We start from the raw sequence: 17,776 nt of genomic DNA on the forward strand, positions 1-17,776 counted from the left end.
TTCCGTTTAGTATAGTTTCGGGAAGCGGGCCGGATCGGACTCGTTCATGATCTCGTACACCGCGTCAAAAACGTCTTCTATGTTGGGTTTGGAAAAATAATCGCCATCCGAACCGTAGGCCGGGCGGTGGGACCTGGCCGTAAGCGTACGCGGAGCGGAATCGAGGTAACGGTACGCATCCTGCTTCTCAACCACCTGCTGCATCATATACGCCGAAGCCCCCCCCGGAAAGTCCTCGTCGGCAAACAATACCCGGCTGGTCTTTTTGATGGACTCCACAATCGTATGCGACCGGTCGAAGGGTAACAGGGTTTGTACGTCGATCACCTCGGCCTGAATGTTAAACTGCTCCAGTTGCTCGGCGGCTTCCAGCACGATCCGGCACATGGAACCGTAGGTAACAATGGTAATGTCGGAGCCATTGCGCAGCGTTTCCGGAACGCCGAGCGGCAGGCAGAATTCGCCCAGATTTTCCGGCAAACGCTCTTTCAGCCGGTAGCCGTTTAGCGGTTCAACCAACAGGGCCGGGTCGTCGCCTTTAATGAGTGTATTGTAAAAACCGGCGGCCTGGGTCATGTTTCGGGGCACCAGAATGTGTAGCCCGCGCAGGCTGTTAATCATGGCGCTCATGGGCGATCCCGAGTGCCAGATGCCTTCCAGCCGGTGCCCACGTGTACGAATGATAAGTGGAGCTTTCTGACCGCCTTTGGTTCGGTAATGCAGTGTAGCCAGATCGTCGGTCAGCGTGGCCAGCGCGTAAAAAACATAGTCGAAGTACTGAATTTCAACAATCGGTTTCAAACCCCGCATAGCCATGCCGATACCCTGCCCGATAATGGTGGTTTCCCGAATTCCGGTGTCGGTGATGCGCAGTTCGCCATATTTCTCCTGTAAACCGGCAAGCCCCTGGTTAACGTCGCCAATATGTCCAACGTCTTCGCCGATGGTCACCACTCGGGGGTCGCGGGCAAATAGGCTGTCGAAATACCGCTGCATCAACTGGTAACCGTCAACCAGCGGACTTTCGTCGGTGTAACGGGCCGGTATGGGGGTTACTTTCAGGGGTGAATCGGGCGACTGACTGTATAAATGCGAACTATAGCGATCTTCGTTTTCGGCAGTAGTGCGGTTCAGCCACGCCAGCAGACCCTGCTTCGCTTCCGAATCTTCGGTGCGCAAATACCGCAGCGCACGCTTCACAGCCGCTACGGCGTCCCGGCGAATAGGTACGTACGTTGTTTGCAACTGATGCCGGAGCCTGGCAATGGGCTCACTCGCCGGGCTGGTTTCGGTGGCCTGTTGCAGCAGCAGCATGGCTTCCTCATAATCGTCTTTCAGGGAAGCCAGATAAGCGTTCCAGGCATCCTGACGGGCGGCTTTGGTAATCCGGGCGGCATCCCGCTCGATGGCATCCAGTTCGTCATGCGTCGCATAGCCGTTTTCCAGAATCCACTGGCGAAATTGCCGGTTGCAATCGTGCTGACGTTCCCATTCCAGTCGTTCGGGGCTTTTATACCGTTCGTGCGAACCGGATGTTGAATGGCCCTGCGGCTGCGTCAGTTTCTGAACGTGAACCAGTACCGGAACGTGTTCTTCCCGGCAAAGGCGGGCGGCTTTCTGATAGGTTTCGATCAGGGCCGGGTAATCCCAGCCTGTCACTGTCATAATTTCGATGCCCTTCTCTGTTGCCGTCCGTTGCAAACCGGCCAGTGCTTTCGAAATGCTGCCTTTGGTGGTCTGGTATTCAACCGGAACGGAAATGCCGTAGCCATCGTCCCAAACTGACATCAGCAGCGGAACTTGCAGAACGCCAGCGGCATTCATGGTTTCCAGAAACATTCCCTGCGTGGTTGAGGCATCACCAATCGTTCCGAAAGTAATTTCGTTACCATTTCGGGAAAATGTCGTCAAAACCTGTAGATGCGGGTTTTGACGATACAGCCTCGATGCGTAGGCCAGACCAACTGCTCTTGGTATCTGGCCTGCCGTCGGGGCAATATCACCAACAGAGTTGTAAAGTTCGGTTTGGTTGCGCCACAGACCGTTTTCGTCGAGCCATCGGGTGGCATAATGGCCGTTCATCTGGCGGCCTCCCGAGTTGGGGTCGGCTTCAAGGTCGGTGTGGGCGTAAAGCTGGGCGAAGAATTCGGTCCAGGTCAGTTCGCCGAGGGCCACTACGAACGTCTGATCACGGTAGTAGCCCGAACGGAAGTCGCCAGCCCGGAAAGCGTGGGCGGCTGCCAGTTGGGCAACTTCTTTGCCATCGCCGAAAATGCCGAACTTGGCTCGTCCCCCCATCACCTCGCGCCGACCCAGTAGGCTGGCCGCCCGGCTTTCGCAAGCCAGTCGATAGTCCTGCAGGATTTTTTCCGGCGTTAGTGTATCGGTTATGTTCAGTTGTTCGTTTGCAATCACAGAACGGCCACGGTTTAGAGATTCTCGTTTGCGTATTCATTGCCTGTTCAAAGGGTTCTGGTTGTGTTTCAATAAGATACCTAAAACGCAAAATCTTTGAACAAACAAAGTAACTCCAGCGGTCGGAGTAAAAATAATATAAAGTTTGGCAGCTTTCAAAAAAACGAATTTATGCCTTTCTTTGTTAAGCGAACAGGCACCAAATAAATGTTGGCAAACCTTTTGTAACAGAATAGGATTGTAAAGTTCTTTACCCGTTTGTTTGTAACTAAATTTTTAAAAAGAAATGAAAAAGGCTTTTTCACTAATCGTAGTTTTTCTGGCATTTGCGACTGTTTCTTTCGCTCAGAAAGGCGTAATCAAATTCACCAAGGAGTCGCACGATTTCGGCAAGGTGCCGCAAGGAACGCCGGTTACGCACACATTCGAATTTACGAATACCGGTACGGACCCCGTCGTCATTTCTCAGGCAACTCCTTCTTGTGGCTGCACCACGCCTGACTGGACCAAAAGTGCCGTTATGCCAGGCCAGAAAGGGTTCGTGAAAGCTACGTATAATGCGGCCTCGATGGGCTCGTTCAATAAGAATGTAACGGTCGTCAGCAACGGAGAACGGTCGTCCATCCCCCTGACGCTGACGGGCGAAGTCGTATCCAAAGAGACAGCAGCCGCTTCTCCGGCAGCACCCGGCGCTGACAAAAACAAGAAGAAAGGCACCCGCTAATACGCTATAAAGCATTTTGGCTCAAAAGGGCTGTTCACCAACGTGGACAGCCCTTTTGGTTTTATCGGGCTTGTGAATTCAGGCAGGTCCGGAGGCCGGTTAATAACTAATCGGCACTAAAGCCTTGTTGTCAGCCGGGTAATGGAGATAAGAAAGCCCGCTACCAGTACGATTACGCCGAAAACCGGAACGGGTTTTGAAAGGCTGATAGAAGGTTGCCAGTCAAAACCGTCTTCGGTCCCACCGGATTTTGCTTGGTGGGTTATCAATAATAACCGTATCCACCCGATGACCGTCGACGGCTGATTTTCAAATCCTGCAAAATGGCCGACTTCACCCGTAGATCGAACGAATAGAAATTGGAACGAAACCGGTTGCCGGAGAACGGTGTATAACTGAAATTCATGTCCCAGCAGTGCAGATCGCGGTGTACCGAGATCGTGGTCAGTGAAGGGGCTTTGGCGGAAAAGTCAAAACCGGACTGCACCGAAATCTTCCACTTGGGCGTCAGGCTCAGGTCGCCGGTGACCTGTAGAGCCTGGATAATCTGGCTCTCGGCCGGGGTGAGTTTCGTCAGGCTAAAGGTATAACTCAGGTTAACGCTCCAGGGAATGCTGAAATCAACGTAATCTTCGGGGTTCCGGTTGATGTTTCGCAGTTCGGCGGCATCGGTGGGCGTCTGGTTCTGCGGATTGGGGGCAACCTTCGGTTTCTGCGATCCCTTGGGGGCAAACTGCGTGCTCAGGTAAAAATTCAGGTTTTGCAAATGCGCCAGTCCCTGCCCTTCATTGATGGCCAGTCTGTCGGTTTTATTAAGCCGGTAGGCGTTAACGTAAGGGCCGGTCTGATAAAAATAAGAATAGGGTAGATCCGGAATCCAGTAGACACCGGTTGGGTTTTTGATGTTGTCGGCATAAGCGTACGGGTCAAATACCGCCGAAAAGTTAAAACTGACTTTCTTCAGAATCTGTGTGTTGGCGCTCAGGTTGACGGGCGATAACTTGTAGCGGGTGGCATACGGGTTGTACGAACCCGACAGACTGATGTTGTCGAACAGCGAAACTTTCTCGAACTCGCTCTTGGCCGAATCACTGCGCGACCGGAGCTTCATTTCAATCTGGTTTACAATGCTGTAACTGATCGCAGCGGACCGGCTTGTAAAGCTCGAGGTCCCGGCCGTACCACCCAGACCCCGGTAGCGCGAAATACGTAACGGTTTTGACGAGTCGTAAGGGTCATTAAACTGGTCTATGGTGGTGGTAAAGGCGCTGGACAGGTCCGGCGTATAGCTGAACGAAATGGACGGCGCAATGGTGTGTCGAATGGCTTCCAGTCGGCCCGCCCGGATAAAGAAGGTTCCGTAAGCGCGGGTGTTCATCGACGCACTGAACGAGAGGAAATACGTCGCGGAAATGCCGGAAACCGTATCGACCTGCACCGCCCGGCGGTCGGCAATGTATCTATATTGCAGGGATTTGGTGTAAATATCCCCGCTCAGCGAAACCCCCGGTGTAAAGTTCAGATACCGGGCGAGCTTGAAGTTAGGCAGCGAAATGGGCAGCGAATACCGGGTGGTAATTTGTGCGTTATTCAGAATGGTCGGCAGGTTGGCCATCGTGAACGGAAGCAGGCTGGAGTTGCTATAAAGTTCCTGATTGCGAACAGCCTCAAGACTATCCCGAACGCTTTGAAGAGGATCGCCTACATACGACAGCGTGGTGAATAGCGGGAATCCCAGACCCGTGGTATCGACCCTCCGGATGGTATTGTTAACAGTAATCTGGGAGTTGAAGTCGAGCCCCAGCCGGAAGCTTTCGTACCAGCGGCCCGTGCCTCCTTTCAGGGCGAAAGGTGCAATCTGCGCAACGCCAAAGTTAATCCCCGATGAAATGTTGGTCTGACCGTTTTCGCGCCGGTTGGTAGTTGGATTAAACCGCCCGAAGTTCTGGCTAACGTTCAGGTTGGCCGAACTCGTGACGTATTGCCCGAATTTGCGGCTGAAATTGACGCCCGAGTTAGCCGCGTTGGAAACGTAGCGCCCTGAGGAAAGGGAGGTATTTAACTGGTTGTAGCTGTTGCTGCTGACGTTGACGTTGGCCGAAAACTGCGAGTTGCCGCGGGGCCGGGGCGAGTGCGACCAGAGAATGCTGAAGTCGTTGCTCGGGGGGGTCTCATCAAAGAGCGACCTGGTGCGGTTTCGGGCGTAGGTCAGCGAGAAATTACCGCCAAAGCGATATCGTTTCAGGTATTCCGATGTAATGCCGAGACCCCAGCTTCCGTTGGAATAAATCTGTCCCCTGATGCTGGCGTTGACGTACTGACTGATGGCAAAATAATAACCGCCGTCGCGCAGGTAAAAACCGCGGCCGTTGGGCTCCTCCCCGTATTGCGGAAAAATCAGCCCGGACGTTCCGATTTCGTTTTTCTTCGGAACCGGGAAAAAGCCGAACGGTAATGCCAACGGCGTAGGAATGTCGTTTATGACCAGGTTGAAAGGCCCGGAGATCAACTGCCTGTTGTGAACAACTTTTATCTTACTGGCGTTGATATGAAAGTGGGGGGTGGTCAGGTTACAGGTCGTGTAGATGGCGTTTCGAATGTACAGATTGTCTTCCGCATCTTTTTTAACGGTTTTTCCCCGAACATTGCCCTCGCCCTGGGCCGTAATGACGCCCTTAATGAAGCCTTTTCTGGTTTTGAAATTATAACGGATTTCCTGGGTGTCATACCGGCCGCTATTATCCTGAAAGACAGGCAGGCCAATCGTTTTTTTTGCGGTCGAATCGTAACGGCCCTGGGCGAAAACTTCGTTGGTGGTCCAGTTGAGTTTGATGTACGCAGCCGTCAGGTGAATGTCTCCATAATCGACTTTGGCGTCGCCAAAAAGTTCAACAATCTGTCCGGTGGCGTCAAATAAGGTTGAATCTTTGGCGGAATAATTAACGGTTGTCTGCAAATCACCGCCGGTATTGACCGAATCCAGCCGCGCCACGCTGAGCGAATCCCGGCGCGTGGTGTCAACCACCACCGAATTGCCGGTTACGGTAGCCGACGTGGGCGCAGCCGAACGCGGAGTAAAGGCCGGAAGGGTACGGCGCACTGGTTTTTGCTGGGCGTGGATAACCAGCGGCAGCAGAACGAGCAGGCAACTAACCAGGTTCCGTAAAATAAAGTATATATTTTTCAGTTTTATCAAAAAAATTATATTTGCCCGTAATACAGCGCTGGCTTACGCTGCCAATCGTCAGAACGAATTGCTAATCAGCTTCCGGTATGCCGGATTCACAAAGTTAGTCGCTAACTTCATTCCAATACTGCCTTGAAACGGTTTAACCTGTTAAAAATTATTAAAGCTTCGGGAACGGTAGTTAAAAGCGCCGGTCGATCACTATGGATTGCAGGAACTTTTCTGATAACCATACTCTGTCTGGTCATATTACCGGGCATGAAACCGGTTTTACCACAGGATAATCCCAAACAGGATCAGCAAACGGCGGAGGTCCGGCCCGGGCGCCTGCGAACGGTGGTTCTCGACCCCGGCCACGGCGGAAAAGACCCCGGCACCATGACCAAGCGCAACCGCGAGTCCCGTATCGTCCTGAAAATTGCCCAGGAACTGGGCCGGCGAATCAGGGAAGAATTGCCGGATGTAAAAGTCGTTTTTACGCGGACAACGGATGTATTCATCGAACTCAACGAGCGATCCGCCATTGCCAATCGCAACAAAGCGGATCTGTTTATTTCGATTCACGTGAACGCCAGCCCCTCGTCCAGCCGCGTCAACGGCACGGAAACCTACACCATGGGTTTGCACAAAACGAACGGAAACCTGGACGTGGCCAAACGCGAGAACGCGGTTATCTTGAAAGAAAGCAACTACAAAGAAAATTATCAGGGCTTTGATCCGGATTCGCCCCTGGCGCACATCATGCTGGCCAACTACCAGCACGCGTTCATGAACAGCAGCGTCGATTTTGCCCAGAAAGTAGAGTGGAGTTTCCGGAAAAATGCCGAGCGGCCCAGCCGGGGCGTCAAGCAGGCCGGTTTTCTGGTGCTCTGGCGCACTACCATGCCCAGCGTACTGATCGAAACCGGCTATATTACCAACCCGGAAGAAGAACGGTATCTGGCTTCGGAAGAAGGGCAGCACGAACTGGCCAACGCCATTTTTCGGGCCTTTAAGGCGTATAAAGGCGAGGTAGATGCGGAAGGGTAACCAGATGTTGCTAACTTCGCAACGGTTTTTATTGTTGAGTGGAATGGGTGATTAACCATCCTAACCATTCATCCCTTCACAATCCACGCATGAAACTTTCAAAAGAAGCAAAAGTAGGCATTCTGGCCGTGGTAACACTGGCGATGCTCTATTTCGGATTTAACTTTCTCAAGGGCTCCGACATATTTTCCCGGTCTAATAAATACCTGGTTGTATACGACAATGTGGACGGCTTAACGGCTTCGAATCCGGTGCAGCTCAACGGTTTAAGCGTTGGTCGGGTAGACCGGATTGAGATTTTGCCGACGCGAAGCAACCAGTTGCTCGTCACGCTGGACATTGATAAGCAAATTAAAATAGGACAGGGTTCCAAAGCCGTTCTGGCCGATGCCGGGGTGCTGGGCGGAAAAGTTATTATCCTGCAAATCAAGCCGTCGAATACCTCATTGGAGAGCGGAGATACGCTCGTTAGTGGAAAAGAAGCGGGCATAACGGCTTTGATCAAAGAAAAAACGCTGCCCGTTTTAAACAGCGTAGACTCCCTGACGTTCAACCTGAACCGGATTGTCAAACAATTCGACCGAACCGGGCTGATTCTGAACAAGACGCTGGAAGGGGTCGAGGCCACCACCGGAACCCTGCAACTGACCGTTGGGGAGAACCGGGAGAGTATCCGGCGGCTGATGGCGAACCTGAGCAGCCTGTCGGCATCACTGGCCGAGACGGAGAAGCAGGTAAAACCGTTGCTGGCTAAAGCCAACACGTTTGCCGATTCACTCAATGCCCTGAAACTGGGTCAGACGCTGGCGAGCGCAAACCAGAGCATTGGCACGTTACAGCAAATGCTGGCTGATATCAACAGCGGCAAAGGCACCCTGGGCAAACTGAAAGGTGACGAAGCACTTTACCGAAATGTCAACGGTGCTACGGCCAGTCTAGAGAAACTACTGACGGATTTTCGCGAAAACCCGAAGCGGTATGTTCATTTCTCGCTGTTTGGCCGGAAGGAAAAGAAATCGGCGGCAACAACACCCGCCCAGAGTGCTACCGTTATCGTTTCGGATTCGACGCAATAACGCAAAAACAATAGCCAGAAGACCTGTAGGGTTTGATCCCCTTACAGGTCTTTTTAGTTTTACGGATATTAACCCGCCTGATTACCATGACGCCACTCCTGGACGAATTAAACCGTAAGGCTGCTCAAACGAAACTCGGTGGCGGTCCGAAGAAGATCGACGATCAGCACCGGAAGGGCAAGCTCACGGCCCGCGAACGGATTGATTACCTGATCGACAATGGGACTTCTTTTATCGAAATCGGGCTGTTTGCCGGTGAGGGACTGTACACCGAACACGGTGGTTGCCCGTCGGGGGGCGTGGTGATCGGGATTGGTTACGTAGCGGGTCGGCAGTGCATCATTGTGGCTAACGACGCGACCGTCAAAGCCGGGGCCTGGTTCCCGATTACGGCCAAGAAAAACCTCCGGGCGCAGGAAATTGCGATGGAAAACCGCCTGCCGATCATCTACCTGGTCGATAGCGCGGGCGTGTATTTGCCGCTTCAGGATGAGGTGTTTGCCGATAAAGAGCATTTTGGACGGATTTTTCGGAACAACGCCCAGATGTCGGCAATGGGTATTGTGCAGGTGGCTGCCATTATGGGCAGTTGCGTGGCTGGTGGCGCTTACTTGCCAATCATGTCGGACGAGGCCCTGATTGTGGAGGGAACGGGTTCTATTTTTCTGGCGGGGCCGTATCTGGTCAAGGCGTCGATTGGCGAGGACGTGGATGCTGAAACGCTCGGCGGAGCCAGTACCCACAGCGAGATTTCGGGCGTAACGGACAATAAATACCCCGACGACAAAAGCTGTCTGGATGCCATTCGCCGGATTTTCGATAAAATGGGCGAGCCGGAAAAAGCGGGTTTCAACCGAACAAAAACTGTTTTGCCCGCCCAGAATCCTGAAGAAATCTACAGCCTGCTCCCCAGTGATCGCGTCAAGCCGTACGACATGCGCGAGATCATCGCCCGACTGGTGGATAACTCCGAATTCGACGAATACAAGGAACTCTACGGCCAGACCATCCTGTGCGGTTACGCCCGCATTGACGGCTGGGCGGTTGGCATTGTCGCCAACCAGCGGAAAGTCGTCAAGGCGAAAGGCCGGACGGGAGCGGGCGGCACCAGCGGCCCGGTTGAAATGCAGATGGGGGGCGTTATCTATTCCGATTCGGCTGATAAGGCCGCGCGGTTTATCATGAATTGCAACCAGAAAAAAATACCGCTGGTGTTCTTGCAGGATGTTACGGGGTTCATGGTCGGCAGCCGGTCGGAGCAGGGCGGGATTATCAAAGACGGCGCCAAGATGGTGAACGCGGTGGCGAACTCGGTCGTACCGAAGTTTACGGTGGTGGTGGGAAATTCCTACGGTGCGGGCAACTACGCCATGTGCGGCAAAGCCTATGACCCCCGGCTGATCGTGGCCTGGCCCACGGCCCAGATGGCGGTGATGAGCGGGGCGTCGGCGGCCAAAACGCTGTTGCAGATTCAGGTGGCGTCGCTGAAAGCCCGGGGCGAAACCATTACGCCGGAAAAAGAACAGGAACTGCTGCAAAAAATTACGAATCAATACAACGAACAGCTTTCGCCCTACTACGCGGCCGCCCGGCTCTGGGTCGATGCCGTCATTGACCCGCTCGACACCCGGACCTGGATTTCAATGGGCATTGAAGCCGCCAACCACGCGCCGATCACGAAACCGTTCAATGTGGGCGTGATTCAGACCTAGAGAAGCCATTAGACTACTATCGACTATTATGCAGTGGAACGCTGACCTTTATACCGAAAAACACGCTTTTGTTTTCCAGTACGGTGCGGGTTTGATCGACGTACTGAATCCGCAACCGGGCGAATTGATTCTGGATCTAGGCTGCGGTTCCGGCGAACTGACTCAACAACTTGCGAACCGGGGTGCAACAGTGATCGGGCTGGACGCTTCGGCGTCGATGCTTGACAAAGCCCGGCAACAGTTTCCCGAACTGGATTTTCAGTTGGCCGACGCAACCCGTTTTGAGGTGCCGCAACGCTTTGATGCCATTTTTTCAAACGCGACGCTCCACTGGATTACCGATTACGAAGCGGTTATTCGCCAGATGCATCAGCATTTGAAACCGGGTGGACGGTTGGTTGCGGAGTTTGGCGGAAAGGGCAATGTTCAGCAGATTACGGACGAAGTGGTTCGGCAACTTCGGCTGCGGGGTTATGACCGAACGGTTTCCTGGTGGTATTTTCCGTCGGTTGGCGAGTACGCAACGGCTCTGGAGAAACACGGTTTTCGGGTACAACTCGCCCAGCACTACGACCGGGACACCTTGTTGGACGACCCCGAAAACGGTTTGACCGACTGGATAGAACAATTTGGCCCCAACTTTTTTGAGGGCGTATCAACCGCCGACCGGGCAGACATCCTGGAGGCTACCAAAGCCACTTTAAAACCCGTGCTGTTTCGCGATGGCCGTTGGTATGCCGACTACAAACGCCTGGGGGTTGTTGCCATTCGATAGCTCTACCGGCATGGGCAGGGTGCCCCTGTGCTGCTTAAGCGATAGTATGCTTCACCTGTTCGATGGCTTGGCGCACGTCATCGGGACACTGGGTGCCAATGAGCAAAAACCGTTTTTTACCTTTCATCTGAATTTCAATGCTGGCATTGCCGGAAACCGTATGTGCGGTTGCTTTCCACCCGAAACGGATTCCCCATCCACCGAACTCGCCCAGCGCCGAATAGTTGCGGATACTGACCTGCTCAATGGCATGCCAGTTGATGACCCGGGGCCGAAGCTGAAACGGAAACCATTGATAAGAAATGCCTTCGTCGTCAATGCGGGTTTCGAGTCGTAAGAAAGCAAACAGGCCCAGCACGGCCACGACAATGCCGATTGAAACAGACTCCTGGCGGTAGAGCGTAACGCCTAAAACACCAATAAGGAGCACCCAGAGCCACGGCTGACGAAATTGCTGTTTTTCCTGATACATGGCGGGAGAGCTTTGATCTCTCCCAATATAATGATTTTGGCCGAGAATAGGAAGCTAAAGGCTGATTAAAACCGTAGTTCCTGCGTCAGATACGTACTCCGGTTGTCGCCTTTGATCTGGGTGGTTACCGTAAGCGGTTTCTGGTTCCAGTTAATGGTAAACAGCCCGTAGTTCAGCTCGAAAACCACCTCGCCGACGCGCAGGGCATTCACTTCTTCGCGGGGCTTGCCGACGTGGGTGAGGCCGCTGCTGGTGATGTCGTAGAGGTCGTAACCCAGGCCCGGTACGCTGATTTTGGAAACTTCGGCAATGTGCCGGTCGCCACTGATCAGAACGGTGCCTTTGGGTTTGGTTTTACCCAGCAGGTCGAAAAACCGCTGCCGGGCGGTGGGAAAATTGCCCCATTTTTCGGACTTATGATCGTTGGCCAGAAACTGAATCCCCGAGCCAATGATGTGCACATCGGCGTCGGAGTTGGTCAACTGCCGCTCCAGCCATTTCCATTGGGTTTCGCCCAGAATGTCGCCGGACGGGTCCGGAACGTTCACTTTACCTTCTTTCTTCAGCGGGTCGCGGAAATACCGGCCATCCAGCAGAATCACCTTCACGCGCTGGCCTTTCGGTCCATACGTGTGTGCCGAATAAGCGCCTTCCTGCTTCCGGAGCGGGTCGCTGGCGGGAACATCCAGAAAATCGAGCATCAACTGCTGGCTCTCTTTCTTGCGCGGATACTCTTTGCCACCGTCGTTGACGCCGTAATCGTGATCATCCCAAACGCCGACAATTTTGGTGGATTGCCGCAACTCGGCGTAACCCGGATGCGATTTCTGTTTGTCGTACTTGGCCTTGAGCGTATCCATGTTTTCCGAGTCGCCGTAGATGTTGTCGCCGAGCCAGACCCAGACATCCGGTTTCTGGGCCGCAATATCGTCCCAGAGAAGCATCGGGCGTTTCTGGTCGCTGCACGAACCAAAGGCAATGGTGGTAACCGGCTTTTCGGCGTTCGATGCGGTGGCTGCGGTTTTCGGGCTGCGGCAGGCGGTCAGCGCGGAACCGGCAAGGAAGGTCAGGTAAACAAGTTTTTTCATGGGGTCTTGGGTAAGTGAATTGGTACAAAAGTAAAAAGTCCGCGCGGTTTTGGCGCGGACTTCAAGATTTGTTAACAGGATAAATCAATCCTGCTGTTTATTTCCCCGTTTGCGACGTAAACGTGCTTTCAAAAATCTTATCGGCATTGCCAGCTTCAAAACCGTCGCGTCGGTGTTCGCGCCGGATCTGGTCGGGCGGCAGGTGCTGAAACTGGGGCAAGACGCGCCGTTCGGCAAACTCGACGTACGAACCCGCAATCCGGTGGGTCTGGCCGTCGGCAAACTCCGCGTCAAGCATCTGGGCCACCGTGGAAGCCTGCAACAACCCTCCATCCGGGCTGATCTTGATTTTGCCGCCCGCCGTGTTGAGTTTAAAACCATGTCGTTCCAGAAAATCCGTAAATTCCTGAATGGTATTATAACCCGGTTTCAGGTTGTGAACGCTGATCGTGAAGTGATTCAGGTAATACCGGTTGTAAATCACCCAGGCGGCATACTCGCTTTCCTTTAGCAACGTCAGATAGTCGTTGAGCGTGGGCGTTTGCCAGAGCGGTTGGTGCAGAAACTGATCGACGGCCTGGGCATCGTCCAGGTCCAGGCTATCAACCGGGTCAAAAACCACGGTATCGGTGTACTGGTAAATGATGTGCTGCGCCTGGTCTGACAAATCCCGCACGCGTAGTTCGCTGACGAAAATGCGCGGATAATGCGGTTTGGGCGGACTGTACCAATACGCATTCAGCTTCTTTTCCTTGAAATCATACGGTTCACGCTTCTCGTAGCCGTAGTGCAGAAAAATCTTCTCGAACGACTGAATGCCGAGGCTCGGGACGCCCATCGTCCGAAAGGCAATGTGGTCGTTTTCAATGGCGTCGGCCGACGGAACTACCTTCTCGCCAACCAGGGCGTTGATGATACCCATTACGTCCGGTACGCGCTCCCGGTAGCGGCTCATCAGGCCGTCCAGAACGGCGTCGAGGGTTTGGAGTTTTTGGGATGATGTGGTCATGGTTAAAAGGGTCTTTTGGTAAAGATACCGATTTTGTCATTCGACCACTACCTCGTCTACGCTCACCGACGTGGGTAATCCTTCACGGGGCAAACCCGCCGGGGCCGGACCCGCGTTTTTGGCCCGGATTCGCACGTACCGCGCCCGGGCGGTTTTGAAATCGGCTACCACGGGCAACATGCCCCATTTGCCTTCAAGCTCGTATTGAACCGGCTGATTGATCGCATCTTTGTACGTCGTGCCATCCTGCGACAACCCGATTTCGACCGACGAAGGCGGAAAATCGTTGTACGAAATGCGTTTCAGGAAGTTGGCGGAAACCTTCGTGACGGGCCGGACTTCGCCGAGGTCAATGGTTACTTCCAGGTCGTTGCCCGACACCGTGACCCATTCCGACTTATTGCGCGGGCTTTGGGCCACCTGTCCGTCGGTCAGTTTTTTCTTCGTTGGATCGGATTTCTCGGCGGCTGCGTTCGCGTAGGTGTACGGTTTTCCTTTAGCCCGGTGAATGTAGAACGTTTCTTCAAACTTGGCCCCGGCGGTCGTGATGGCTTTAATGGTCGTCGTTTTCTTCAATGAAATCGGCGTTGCGTATTCAGTGGAAGCCGTCGAGGGTTCTTTGCCGTTAGTCGTATAATAAATTTTGCTGTCGGAGTCGAGCTTCTCCAGCCGCACCTGCAACTGGTCGGCGTCAGTAAACTGCGTGACGGCCCGAATGTCGAGCAGGCGTTTGGAATAATTGACGTTCAGGTACGAAAGCCGTTTGAGGTGCTCTTTCAGCCGCATGGCAAAATCCTCGAAGTTGCGCGGTCCTTTGGGCATCCAGCCGATCTCGGCCAGCGCCGACGCCCGCGGATACACCATGTATTCGACGTGTTGGGTCGTCGGGATGTATTCGGTCCAGACGTTGCCCTGAACGCCCAGAATAAACTTCTGCTGTTCGGGTGTCAATTCCGCCGGGGTAGGTTCGTAGCTGTAGACTTTTTCGATGGGCAGATAGCCGCCACCGGCCAGTGGTTCCTGCGCCGGATTACCCTGATACTGGTCCAGATAACAGAATTCGCCGGGCGTCATCACCACGTTATGCTTCTGTTTGGCAGCTTCAATACCGCCTTCGGTGCCGCGCCAGCTCATCACCGTTGCATTTTTGGCCAAGCCACCTTCCAGAATCTCGTCCCAGCCAATGATGGCCCGGCCTTTCGAATTGACGAATTTTTCGATGCGCTGGATGAAGTAGCTCTGTAGGGCGTCTTCGTCTTTCAGCTTCAGTTTTTTAATCAGGTTCTGACAGAAGGCGCTGGCTTTCCAGGCATCTTTCGGGCACTCGTCCCCGCCGATGTGGATGTATTTTCCGGGGAATAACGCCATCATTTCCGTCAGCACATTCTGCAAAAACGCAAAGGTGGGTTCGCTCGGGCAATATACCTCTTTGAAAATGCCCCAGCGCGTGGCGACCTCGTATTTTTTGGCCGGATCGCACGAAAATTCGGGGTAGGAAGCCAGGGCCGCCAGCGCGTGGCCGGGCATTTCAATTTCCGGAATGATGGTAATGTGCCGCGCAGCCGCGTACCGAACGACTTCTTTGATCTGTTCCTGCGTATAAAAACCGCCGTATTCTTTTCCGTCGTACTGAAACGGGTAGTTCTCGGCGTTATGGCCCAGCACGGTTTCTTTCCGTTTCGAGCCAATTTGTGTCAGTTTGGGGTATTTCTTGATCTCGATGCGCCAGCCCTGATCGTCGGTCAAATGCCAGTGGAAGGTGTTGAATTTGTGCAGCGCCATCAGGTCGATAAACCGTTTAACAAACGACACCGGCATGAAATGGCGGCTTACATCGAGCATCAAACCCCGGTAGGCGTAGCGGGGCCGGTCGAGAATCTGGCAGGCCGGAATCGCCCAGGTTACTCCGGTAAGTTTCGTCGGGCTGAACACCTCCGTTGGCAGCAATTGCAGCAGCGTCTGAACGGCGTAGAAATAACCTTTCGGGGTTTCGGCTTCTACCACAACCCGTTCGGGCGAAACATTCAGAATATAGCCTTCCGGACCGCATTTCCCGGCCTTGTGAGCCTGAAAAACGATGTGCTTACCTTTCACCAGAGCGGGCGTCGTTGGAGTTACGGCAACCGGCAAACCACTAGCGGCTTTTAGCTGCGTAACCAGCGTCTGGGCGGCTGCCCGCTGGCCCGCGTCTTTGGTGGCAACCAAAACCCGTGTGGCGGCCGTGACGGTGAACTGACCGTCTTTACCCGAAAACTGGGCCGGAAAGGGGAGGAGGTTGTAAGCGTTGTCGGATTGGGCAAAAAGCGAAAAAGAAAGCGTTAGGCAGAACAGAAGGGCAAAGATGGATCTCATGCAGCAAGTAAACGGTGGTTGGTAAAATCAAAGGTAGGCAAAAATGCCCTCACCGCTGACAGATTACGAGCAACCGGCTTTTTCTGGAACGGGCTCCCAAGATTAGAAACCGTATGAAAGCTGGCGTAAGGCTAAACCAGTTACCAAATCCCCAAACCGTCCTTCGGGAACCGGTAACTGGTTTACAGAAGGTTGAAAAGCGTTACAAAGAACTGTTCAGCCACCTGTTGATAAAGTTTTTGCCGTTTTCGTATAAAATACCCCGAATGTGGGCTTTCAGAGCGTCGTTGTTAATCCGTCCGTTTGCGTCTTTGGGCAGGAGCGGCCCGCCCCCGTTTTCTTTCCGGTAAGCTTCTTCGGCTACGGGTAGCCAGCGGATCAGGGCGGCTTCCAGCGCCGACGTTTTGCTGGCATCCCGGCAGTTGATGACGGGGTTAATCAGGCCGTCGAAATCGCTGCCGATGGTGATGTGTTCCCAGGGGTCTTTGTCGGTTCGGATTTGCCCGGTTGAAACCACATGCAGAATGTTGAAACACATGGCCAGCGGATGCCGTTCTTCCTTGGTGGGAACCAGAAACGATTCGGCTGGATCAATCTTCTCGGCTGCCAGCTTTTTGGATAAATCCGGGAAGAAAAACCGAAATTCTTCCGCCGAGATATATTCTTCTTTTTCGCCTTTCCCCAGTGCGTTCTGCCAGCCCAGAATCCGAACGTCCAGGCTGATTCCAATCAATCCGTTGCTATTCAGTACTTCTTCAATGTCTTCGTCCATCAGATTGATGGTCCAGGGATTGTACGTAAACGTCTTGTTGACTGTGCCCCATTTACCGGCTATCCTCCGCTCGGTTTCTAGCCGGACAATCGGCATGTTACTGGCTTTCAGCCGAATCATCGTTGCCTGGTTCAGAGCGGCTTTCCATTCATCGATTGAGTAGCCGGTAACGCCCATATGACTGGCAATAATCGGTAACTGATACCCTTTCGACCGACGGTATTCGTAAAAATCCAGACGGGATTTTAAGCTCATGTGCTTAATATCAATCAAAACCGGGGCCGCTTTGAGATCGGGGACATCTGACGTGCCCACATTCACCTGAAGCGTGTAAGCCTGATCGATCAGCCGTTTTCCGGCGGGCGTAATCCCGTTGCCGATTGGATAAGCCGCTTCGTCTTTCAACATCTTAAGGCCGAACGCATGGGTGGCAATCAACTGTTCGGGGATGTGCGATAAGTGCGTGATGACCAGCGACATCAGGTCAAGGTCCGAATCCCAGAGGGCCTGTTGCAAATGCTGTAAACTCTGGGCGGCATCCAGGGCCGGATGGGTTTTGAAGTCGTCGGCCAGCGGAGTCGACGCGCTGGTCTGAAGAGTATCCGGTTTGCCGGGTTGCCCGATCAGCGTTCGGCACAGGCTGTGCGCCCCTTCCAGCGCCAGCGTCAGATTGGGCCGGTCGGTAGCGAGTGGAGCCGGTTTTTTGCGGGAGAGCAGCGTTACCTGACCGGCTTTGTCGAGCGTCTGGTACAGACTTAGTTCCCGCATAAACAACTGGTAGTAGGAAATTTGGCCCGTGCGGATTTTCTCCATGTAGGTCTGATCAACCGGGCTGGTGAAAAAACTGGAGTTTAAGACAACGCCGAACAGTCCCTGTTTCTGGGCAAAAAGCCGTTCAATCGGGGCAATGTTGGCCACCCCCAGCGTCACCTGACCGGACTTTAGCTGACTAAAGCAGGACTGACTTTCCAGAATGTGCAGAAACTCTTCTTCCAGAAAATCGGTCAGTGGGTTTTTTAAATTAATGGGTTCCAGCAGTGCGTCGGCCGTCCGGTTTGAAGGATATTGTCCTTCGAACTCACAAATGAATTGCTTAAAAACCGGGTGGAAATGGAAATCGAAATAATGAGAAGCCGCCATGTCTTTATGAAGAATAAAGAAGGTT

At 53.4% G+C, this 17,776-nt stretch carries 12 protein-coding genes; 5 read left to right on the forward strand and 7 right to left on the reverse strand.

The genetic code is table 11. The features are described 5' to 3' along the window. Positions 1–6: 6 nt before the first annotated feature. Positions 7–2,415, reverse strand: coding sequence for an alpha-ketoacid dehydrogenase subunit alpha/beta (locus LX87_RS01745; RefSeq protein ID WP_229310510.1), 2,409 nt, complete (start codon positions 2,413–2,415; stop codon positions 7–9). A gap of 286 nt (positions 2,416–2,701) precedes the next feature. Here LX87_RS01745 and LX87_RS01750 point away from each other — a divergent pair, with 286 nt between their 5' ends. Beyond that, positions 2,702–3,139, forward strand: coding sequence for a DUF1573 domain-containing protein (locus LX87_RS01750; protein ID WP_111626447.1), 438 nt, complete (start codon positions 2,702–2,704; stop codon positions 3,137–3,139). 265 nt (positions 3,140–3,404) lie between these two features. Here LX87_RS01750 and LX87_RS01755 read toward each other — a convergent pair whose 3' ends face one another. Next, complete coding sequence (locus tag LX87_RS01755) at positions 3,405–6,239, reverse strand: putative LPS assembly protein LptD (RefSeq protein ID WP_229310511.1); 2,835 nt, start codon at positions 6,237–6,239, stop codon at positions 3,405–3,407. Positions 6,240–6,584: 345 nt separating this feature from the next. Here LX87_RS01755 and LX87_RS01760 point away from each other — a divergent pair, with 345 nt between their 5' ends. From LX87_RS01760 to LX87_RS01775, 4 genes are all read left to right on the forward strand, one after another. Continuing rightward, complete coding sequence (locus LX87_RS01760) at positions 6,585–7,355, forward strand: N-acetylmuramoyl-L-alanine amidase family protein (protein WP_111627443.1); 771 nt, start codon at positions 6,585–6,587, stop codon at positions 7,353–7,355. An 89-nt stretch (positions 7,356–7,444) separates the two neighbouring features. Continuing rightward, positions 7,445–8,431, forward strand: coding sequence for an MlaD family protein (locus LX87_RS01765; protein ID WP_111626448.1), 987 nt, complete (start codon positions 7,445–7,447; stop codon positions 8,429–8,431). Between the two features lie 86 nt (positions 8,432–8,517). Then, entirely contained in the window at positions 8,518–10,143 is a 1,626-nt protein-coding gene (locus LX87_RS01770) for an acyl-CoA carboxylase subunit beta (protein ID WP_111626449.1), read from the forward strand. Between the two features lie 28 nt (positions 10,144–10,171). Continuing rightward, positions 10,172–10,918, forward strand: coding sequence for a class I SAM-dependent methyltransferase (locus LX87_RS01775; RefSeq protein WP_111626450.1), 747 nt, complete (start codon positions 10,172–10,174; stop codon positions 10,916–10,918). A gap of 34 nt (positions 10,919–10,952) precedes the next feature. On the opposite strand, the gene LX87_RS01780 is transcribed toward LX87_RS01775, so the two are convergent. From LX87_RS01780 to LX87_RS01800, 5 genes are all read right to left on the reverse strand, one after another. Beyond that, positions 10,953–11,390 carry a hypothetical protein gene (locus LX87_RS01780; RefSeq protein WP_111626451.1) on the reverse strand — a complete coding sequence of 146 codons (438 nt, stop codon included), beginning with the start codon at positions 11,388–11,390 and terminating at the stop codon, positions 10,953–10,955. Between the two features lie 65 nt (positions 11,391–11,455). Beyond that, a complete protein-coding gene (locus LX87_RS01785; RefSeq protein WP_111626452.1) occupies positions 11,456–12,478 on the reverse strand; it encodes an alkaline phosphatase D family protein in 1,023 nt (340 codons plus the stop codon). 97 nt (positions 12,479–12,575) lie between these two features. Next, the gene (locus LX87_RS01790) at positions 12,576–13,487 is read right to left on the reverse strand and encodes a DUF1338 domain-containing protein (protein WP_111626453.1); all 912 of its coding nucleotides are present in this window, start codon (positions 13,485–13,487) and stop codon (positions 12,576–12,578) included. 36 nt (positions 13,488–13,523) lie between these two features. Next, positions 13,524–15,839: a glycoside hydrolase family 20 protein gene (locus LX87_RS01795; RefSeq protein WP_111626454.1), complete on the reverse strand. Its 2,316-nt coding sequence runs from the start codon at positions 15,837–15,839 to the stop codon at positions 13,524–13,526. A 202-nt stretch (positions 15,840–16,041) separates the two neighbouring features. Then, complete coding sequence (locus LX87_RS01800; RefSeq protein WP_111626455.1) at positions 16,042–17,751, reverse strand: amidohydrolase family protein; 1,710 nt, start codon at positions 17,749–17,751, stop codon at positions 16,042–16,044. Positions 17,752–17,776: the final 25 nt, after the last annotated feature.

The sequence above is a fragment of the Larkinella arboricola genome, assembly GCF_003259745.1.
GTDB lineage: Bacteria > Bacteroidota > Bacteroidia > Cytophagales > Spirosomataceae > Larkinella > Larkinella arboricola.

Bases quoted from the DNA above. Each gene is read 5' to 3' on its own strand.
- LX87_RS01750 (WP_111626447.1), top strand. From the start codon at position 2,702: ATGAAAAAGGCTTTTTCACTAATCGTAGTTTTTCTGGCATTTGCGACT.
- LX87_RS01760 (WP_111627443.1), top strand. From the start codon at position 6,585: ATGAAACCGGTTTTACCACAGGATAATCCCAAACAGGATCAGCAAACG.
- LX87_RS01765 (WP_111626448.1), top strand. From the start codon at position 7,445: ATGAAACTTTCAAAAGAAGCAAAAGTAGGCATTCTGGCCGTGGTAACA.
- LX87_RS01770 (WP_111626449.1), top strand. From the start codon at position 8,518: ATGACGCCACTCCTGGACGAATTAAACCGTAAGGCTGCTCAAACGAAA.
- LX87_RS01775 (WP_111626450.1), top strand. From the start codon at position 10,172: ATGCAGTGGAACGCTGACCTTTATACCGAAAAACACGCTTTTGTTTTC.
- LX87_RS01780 (WP_111626451.1), bottom strand. From the start codon at position 11,390: ATGTATCAGGAAAAACAGCAATTTCGTCAGCCGTGGCTCTGGGTGCTC.
- LX87_RS01785 (WP_111626452.1), bottom strand. From the start codon at position 12,478: ATGAAAAAACTTGTTTACCTGACCTTCCTTGCCGGTTCCGCGCTGACC.
- LX87_RS01790 (WP_111626453.1), bottom strand. From the start codon at position 13,487: ATGACCACATCATCCCAAAAACTCCAAACCCTCGACGCCGTTCTGGAC.
- LX87_RS01795 (WP_111626454.1), bottom strand. From the start codon at position 15,839: ATGAGATCCATCTTTGCCCTTCTGTTCTGCCTAACGCTTTCTTTTTCG.
- LX87_RS01800 (WP_111626455.1), bottom strand. From the start codon at position 17,751: ATGGCGGCTTCTCATTATTTCGATTTCCATTTCCACCCGGTTTTTAAG.